We start from the raw sequence: 5,391 nt of genomic DNA, 5'->3' as shown, positions 1-5,391 counted from the left end.
CTCTTGACGTTCGAGCGACTCTTCGGAGCGCATTTCTTCGACCCGGCAGCGGGCGGGAACATCGTCATCTGGGAACACCTCTTCTGGATCTTCGGTCACCCGGAAGTTTATATCTTGATCTTACCGGCCTTCGGTATTTTCTCTGAAATCATTCCTACATTTGCTCGTAAGCGTCTCTTCGGTTACACGACGATGGTCTTTGCGACGATGTTGATCGGTTTCCTCGGATTCATGGTATGGGTCCACCACATGTTCACAGTTGGTCTCGGTCCGGTCGCAAACGCGATCTTCGCCGTAGCAACGATGGCGATTGCTGTACCGACAGGGGTCAAGATCTTCAACTGGCTCTTTACGTTATGGGGCGGTAAGTTGACGTTCCCAGTCGCAATGCTTTACTCGGTCGCGTTCATTCCATCATTCCTTGTTGGTGGTATGACAGGGGTCATGCTTTCTGTTGCACCTGCCGATTACCAGTACCATGACAGTTACTTCGTAGTAGCTCACTTCCACTACGTTATCGTTGGTGGGGTTGTCTTTGGTCTCTTCGCAGGTCTTTACTACTGGTTCCCACTTATGTTCGGGAAACAGCTCAACGAATTCTGGGGAAAAATTCAATTCTGGTTGTTCTTCATCGGCTTCCACTTGACGTTCTTCCCGCAACATATTCTTGGTCTTACAGGTATGCCACGTCGTGTCTTCACGTACTTGCCAAATCAAGGCTGGGAAACAATGAACTTACTTTCATCAATTGGGGCAGCCTTCATGGGTGTGTCGACGATCGTTCTCGTCATTTCGATTGCAGCAGCATTGATGTCAAAAGAATATGTAAAACGCGACGTCTGGGGAGATGGACGTACACTTGAGTGGACACTTCCAGTTCCAACTCCAGAGTATAACTTCGCTCAAATCCCACTCGTCAAAGGTTTGGATACGTATTGGCTCGAAAAAATGGCAGGAAACAAAACAGTTTCTGTATCGGAAGAAGTCGGCGATATCCACATGCCGAATAACACGATCTTGCCATTCGTCATGTCAGTCGGTCTATTCCTTGCAGGTCTCGGATTTATTCTTCGCCTAGACTATGGAACTGTTGGTCTCGTCGTTGCCTTGATTGGTCTTGCGATGACATTGATCGCGATGTTCTTCCGTTCTTGGATTGACGATGAAGGATACTACATCCCGAAATCAGTCGTCGAAGAAGATCTACGCCTTGAAGCAGAAAAGGAGGCGAAGTAAGATGGGTCATCATTCAGTACCGAATAACCCGATCACCGGTATTCCGGATCATGTTGAAAAAGCGACACTTGAGGGTAAGAATAAATATGTAGCCTTCTGGTTCTTCCTTGGAGGAGAGACGACTTTGTTCGCCTCTCTCTTCGGGACATACATCGGTCTCCATAACTCCGGTGCAAAAGAAGGATTACGCAGTTATGACATCTTTGAAATGGGTCTCGTCTTCATCATGACGATGCTTCTCTTGACGAGTTCATTAACAAGCGTTCTTGCAATGATGGCAATGAAACGTAATGATGTGAAAAAGATGAAGCTTTGGCTCATCATCACATTGCTTCTCGGTCTTGGATTCTTAAGTGGTGAGATTTATGAGTTTAATCACTACTACCACATCGGTCATACGTTCACGTCGAGTGCATTTGGTTCTGCCTTCTACACTCTCGTCGGATTCCACGGTGCGCACGTCTTGTTCGGTCTTCTCTGGATCTCGACATTGCTCATCCGGAACTGGAACCGTGGCATCACGGTCGTGAATGCGCCGAAGTACTATGTTTCAAGTCTTTACTGGCACTTCATTGACGTCGTCTGGGTCTTTATCTTCTCAGTCGTCTACCTCATGGGGATGGTGAAATAAGATGGAAAAACACGAACCGCAACTTACGCGCAATCAAATCGAGCTTGAGATGAAAGCAGAACGTGGTCGTGAGACACAACTGCAACTCATCAGTTTCGCACTCATGATTTTCTTGACGCTCATCGCTTTCGGTGCTGTCATGGCTGATCTCATGCCGCACTGGGCAGCTGGTGGTTTCTTGATCATCATGGCAATCGTTCAGGTTTACCTGCAGCTTTACATGTTCATGCATATGAACAACAAAGGCAACACATGGATCAAAGTCATGATGGGTCTCGGTGTATTCGTCGCCTTGACGATCGTTGCGACGCTTCGTCTGTTGATCTGGTAAGAAATGTGACCATTCTGCTAACGTTTAGCAGGATGGTCTTTTATTTTGGAATCGTTTTATGAGAAACCTTTACAATGAAATAGGGGAACGGTAATCTTAGTTTGTAAGAGAAAGGAACGGGGTGAAAAAATATGTTAGGCAATTTAAGGGGAGCACTTTCGCAATTCGAATGGACTGTCTTATGGAGTCCGTATTATGCGTTGATACTCGTTGGATTGTATATCCTATATGCTGTCGTGACAGAAAAGTTGCGTCGTCCGGATGAGCCGGAAACAACGCTTGGGCAAAAGTTTTCGATGCTCGCGGCATTGATCGTTTTTTACATCGGTTTTGGAAGTCCGTTAGACCTGCTAGCACATATCACGTTCTCAGCACATATGCTGCAGATGGTATTCGTCTATATGGTCGCACCGCCGCTCTTGTTGATTGCGATACCAGAGTGGCTTTATAAGCGCTTGTTCGATACACCGTATCTTGGTAGGATTCTTCGCTTCTTCATCAAGCCGCTGATTGCACTTGTCGTCTTTAATGCCTTGTTTACGTTCTATCACATGCCATTTATTTTTGATTATGTCTTGACGAACTATACCGTTCACCGTCTGTTCCACGGAACATTGATTTTCTTGAGTATGACGATGTGGTATCCGATCATTGCACCGGTCAATGAGGCGGACAGCCTTTCTGACCTGAAGAAGATGGTCTACATCGTAGCGAATGGTGTGTTGTTGACACCAGCCTGTGCCTTCATGATCTTCAGTCAAAGTTTTCAGTATCAAGCGTATCAGGATCCGGCGACATTCGCGAAAGTACTCGCTTACTGTATGCCGAACAATGATTTAAGCGGATTGAACCTGGAACGATTGCTCGGAACGACAGATGACTTATTAGAGGACCAACGCTTTGGTGGTGTCCTCATGAAGCTCGGTCAAGAACTCGTGTATGGTCTATTCTTCGGACTGACCTTCTTTACATGGGTGCGCCGTTCAAAAAGTACTGCCGTGGATGAAGGCATGTCCTTCACACCAAAAGCGGATTAAATTGGAGGAAGTTGGAACATGAGTTATTTGCCGTTGATTTGTGTGTCGCTGATTGTCATCAGTGCGATTTTCGTAGCGATTGGCTGGTTTTTGATCGCCCAAACGCGTCGTAACATGAAAGCTCACCAAACCGTGATGACGATTGCAGCTGCACTCGCTTTATTATTCTTCATCATGTATGCCTTGCGGACGATTCTGCTCGGTAACACAGCCTTTGGCGGTCCAGAGTCCGTCAAAGCCTACTACACAGGATTCTTGATCTTCCACATTCTTCTTGCGACATCTGGTGGGGTGCTCGGTTTGATGGCACTCTATCACGCGTATAAGAAGAACTTTGCACGTCACCGTAAAATCGGACCGGTTGCCTCAATCGTTTGGTTTTTGACAGCCATTACTGGTGTGATCGTGTATTGCTTACTATATGTCGTCTACGATCCGGGTGAGACGACGAACGTATTCCGGGCGATCTGGAGTCATTAAGGGGGAGCCAACTTGAAAAAGAATAGTTACTTGACGGTCGCTGCCGTCGTCCTTATCTTAGTTGCGGCAGCCGGGGGATATTATTATTTCTTCATGAAAGAAAAGTTACCTGTCATCGCTGAACCGACACCATTTGAATTAACGAATGCCGTAGACGGAAAATCATTCGATTCGGAAGACGGAAAAGTCAAAGTGTTGACGTTCTTCTACTCGAACTGTCCTGATATTTGTCCGTTGACGTTAAATGATTACCGTAAGCTTGAGAAGAAGCTTCGGAGCGAAGAATTGTACGGAAGTGACGTCGAACTCGTCGCAGTGACGGTTGATCCAAAAGTGGATACACCGAAAGTCTTGAAAAAGTATGCTTCGAACTTTGAAGCAGATGCCAAAGGGTGGAGAGTATTGACGGGAGATCCAGTCGTCATCGATCGTTTGACACGTCAGTTGAATTTCTATTACTCGAAGGCTGAGAGCGGCTTGGTGACACACGGAACACAAATGTTCATTTTGGACCGTGAGAATAAAGTACGGGCGATTTCGTCCATGGCGAAGACACCGGATGAACCGGTCGACTTAGAAGAGGTCATGTCTTCGGTCACACAATTAGCAAAGGAGTGAAGGTAGATGACTTATGAAGAGTACATGCAAGGAGATGTTACCGTCTCTATTCAAGCCATCGAGGAATTACTTGCTTGTGCGATCGAGGATTATGGAATCCATCACTCCCGGATCAAACGGATGGACCGGGAAGAGATTGCATTTAGCGTAAAGGTCAATGCACCGGCAACGTCACTTCACGCACTTTATCTTCATGTACGCGAGCAGCTTGGGATTCAGCTCGGAGACGACGTCGTATCTTATGTACAATTCGTCGCGCGTTAAAAGCGATTTCGCGTGTATTAAAGAATAACAATCAGGTGGACAGAACAGCTAATGATTTCGTGGATGATGCGAGGTCGTTAGCTTTTTTGTTTGGCATGAAAAACAAAAAAATAGAGGCTCCTCATTGGAACCTCTACGTGTGGATCTTATTTTTCGAGTGTTTCGAGCAATGCTGCTAAACGACGTTCGCAGTCTTTGACGATTTCCGGAGGGAACGTCTCATCATACTCGACACCGTGTGGATAGTAGTGTTTACCGAGAAGTGGTGTCATCATACGAACGACAGCATGGCGGTCTTCAATCTCGCCTTGGATCGCGTAGACAGGAACACGCAGGTAGAATACTTCACCTGTTGATTGTTTTTCATATTTCATGTCGTACATCGCGCGTTCGTAATCCCACTGTCCTTCACGAACGAAGCGGTGATGTTCCATGATTGTTTCGAGAAGACCGAACTTCAGTTCCTTGCCTTCGATGCCATATTGTTCAAACTTCATGTTTGAATCCCCCTATACCCCAGTTTGCTAGTAGATACTAGTCTTTCCAAACTATCATACCATAATGAATGAAACGATGACGTAAAAGATGTGAAGTCATTTTGAAGAATTCATGAACTTCCATATTTTCGTTCCACATATTCAAGAATCGTATCCGGTGCGTGGATACCAAGATGATTCAGTCCTTCTCCACCGAAGAAGACATTGAACTCAAGAACATACCACTGTCCGTCACGGATGATGAGATCAAAACCGGCGTGATCGATATCTGTCTCTTATACACATCTCCGAGCCCAC

At 46.1% G+C, this 5,391-nt stretch carries 8 protein-coding genes; 7 read left to right on the top strand and 1 reads right to left on the bottom strand.

What is annotated here, in order from left to right; translation table 11 throughout:
* From F8N00_RS16020 to F8N00_RS15990, 7 genes are all read left to right on the top strand, one after another.
* A partial coding sequence (locus F8N00_RS16020; protein ID WP_421018563.1) for a cbb3-type cytochrome c oxidase subunit I occupies nt 1–1,236 on the top strand: 1,236 nt, incomplete at its 5' end.
* A gap of 1 nt (nt 1,237) precedes the next feature.
* The gene (locus F8N00_RS16015; RefSeq protein WP_023468827.1) at nt 1,238–1,867 is read left to right on the top strand and encodes a cytochrome c oxidase subunit 3; all 630 of its coding nucleotides are present in this window, start codon (nt 1,238–1,240) and stop codon (nt 1,865–1,867) included.
* A gap of 1 nt (nt 1,868) precedes the next feature.
* Complete coding sequence (locus F8N00_RS16010; RefSeq protein ID WP_023468826.1) at nt 1,869–2,198, top strand: cytochrome C oxidase subunit IV family protein; 330 nt, start codon at nt 1,869–1,871, stop codon at nt 2,196–2,198.
* Between the two features lie 131 nt (nt 2,199–2,329).
* Nucleotides 2,330–3,235 carry a cytochrome c oxidase assembly factor CtaG gene (gene ctaG, locus F8N00_RS16005; protein WP_023468825.1) on the top strand — a complete coding sequence of 302 codons (906 nt, stop codon included), beginning with the start codon at nt 2,330–2,332 and terminating at the stop codon, nt 3,233–3,235.
* A gap of 18 nt (nt 3,236–3,253) precedes the next feature.
* The gene (locus F8N00_RS16000; RefSeq protein WP_023468824.1) at nt 3,254–3,715 is read left to right on the top strand and encodes a DUF420 domain-containing protein; all 462 of its coding nucleotides are present in this window, start codon (nt 3,254–3,256) and stop codon (nt 3,713–3,715) included.
* A gap of 12 nt (nt 3,716–3,727) precedes the next feature.
* Entirely contained in the window at nt 3,728–4,333 is a 606-nt protein-coding gene (locus F8N00_RS15995) for an SCO family protein (RefSeq protein WP_421018562.1), read from the top strand.
* Between the two features lie 6 nt (nt 4,334–4,339).
* A complete protein-coding gene (locus F8N00_RS15990) occupies nt 4,340–4,597 on the top strand; it encodes a hypothetical protein (protein WP_023468822.1) in 258 nt (85 codons plus the stop codon).
* Nucleotides 4,598–4,743: 146 nt separating this feature from the next.
* Here the strand turns inward: F8N00_RS15990 and F8N00_RS15985 are convergent, their stop codons facing one another.
* On the bottom strand, nt 4,744–5,094 hold the full coding sequence (locus F8N00_RS15985) for a YugN family protein (protein ID WP_023468821.1): 351 nt from the start codon (nt 5,092–5,094) through the stop codon (nt 4,744–4,746).
* Between the last annotated feature and the right edge of the window lie 297 nt (nt 5,095–5,391).

The sequence above is a fragment of the Exiguobacterium sp. A1_3_1 genome (assembly GCF_048985645.1).
GTDB classification, from domain to species: Bacteria; Bacillota; Bacilli; order Exiguobacteriales; family Exiguobacteriaceae; genus Exiguobacterium_A; species Exiguobacterium_A indicum.
Note: the sequence above shows the minus strand (reverse complement) of the source record. Positions and strands in the feature narration are given on the sequence as shown.